The sequence below is a fragment of the Actinosynnema sp. NPDC023658 genome, assembly GCF_040639995.1.
Lineage (GTDB): Bacteria > Actinomycetota > Actinomycetes > Mycobacteriales > Pseudonocardiaceae > Actinosynnema.
The window spans coordinates 2845-4025 of the sequence record NZ_JBFAAX010000361.1 but is presented as its reverse complement, the minus strand read 5'-3'; the positions used below and the strand labels follow the sequence as shown (position 1 = coordinate 4025).

The following is a 1181-nucleotide window of genomic DNA, read 5'->3' as shown; positions in this document are numbered from 1 at the left end:
CCGCGCCACCACGTCGAGGTCGTGGCTGATCAGCAGCAGCGCCGCGCCCGCGGCCTTGCGCGCCGCCAGCAGGTCGAGCACCTGCGCCTGCACCCCGGCGTCGAGGGCGGTGGTCGGTTCGTCAGCGATGATCACCCGCGGGTCCGCGGCCACGGTCGACGCGATCAGCACCCGCTGGTGCTGGCCGCCCGACAACGTGTGCGGCAGGCGGTGCAGGAACCCGTCCGGATCCGGCAGCCCCACGTCGGCCAGCAGACCGCGCACCCTGGACCGGGCCCGCGCCCGGTCCACCAGCCGGTGCGCCAGCAGCGGTTCGGCCACCTCGTCGACCACCCGGCGCAACGGGTCCAGCGCCACCAGCGCGTCCTGCGGCATCAGCGCTATCTCCCGGCCGCGCACCGACCGCCACTCGGACTCCCGGAAACCGCCCAACTCCCGACCGGCGAACACCATCCGACTGCTGGTGACCACCGCGTCCGCCCCGGCCAGTCCCACCAGCGAGCGGGCCGCCGCGCTCTTGCCGGAGCCGGACGGGCCCACCACCGCGAGGCACTCGCCGGCCGCCAGGGTCAGCGAGATGCCGGACACCGCCTCCACCCACCGCCCGCGCCCGGCGCGGAAGCGCACCACCAGGTCGGTCACCTGCACCAGCGGCCCGGTCACGGCAGCCGACCGGCGGTCCGGCGGGCCCGACGCCCCAGCACTGAGGACGACGCCACGACCAACGTCACCGCCACGCCCGGGAACACCGCCAGCCACCACGCGGTCGTCACGAACTCGCGCCCGTCGGCCAGCATCGAACCCCACTCGGGTGCGGGTTCCTGCGCGCCCAGGCCCAGGAAGCTCAACGCCGCGCTGATCATCACCGCCGTGCCGACCCCGACCGCGCCGAGCGACAGCACCGGACCCACGGCGTTGGGCAGCACGTGCGCCAGCGTGACCGCCGTGCGCCGCCGGCCCAACGACACCGCCGCCTCCACGTACGGCGCACCGCGCACCACCAGCAACTGGCCGCGGGCCAGCCGGGTGTGGTGCGGAGCCTCGGCCAGCGCGATGGCCGTCAACGCGCCCAGCGGACCCGCGCCGAACACCGTGATCACCAGCAGCGCCAGCAGCAGCCCGGGGAACGACAGCAGCACCTCGACCACCCGCATCACCACCTGGTCGGCCACCCGGCCGCC

2 protein-coding genes are annotated in these 1181 nt (G+C 75.5%); both read right to left on the bottom strand.

Annotated features, from left to right (window positions below):
- Nucleotides 1-663 (bottom strand): ATP-binding cassette domain-containing protein (locus AB0G02_RS26365; RefSeq protein WP_360798533.1); only part of this gene is annotated, 663 nt, incomplete at its 3' end.
- Nucleotides 660-1181: ABC transporter permease (locus AB0G02_RS26360; protein WP_360798530.1), on the bottom strand; the 522-nt coding region annotated here is incomplete at its 5' end. The genes AB0G02_RS26365 and AB0G02_RS26360, both read right to left, overlap by 4 nt.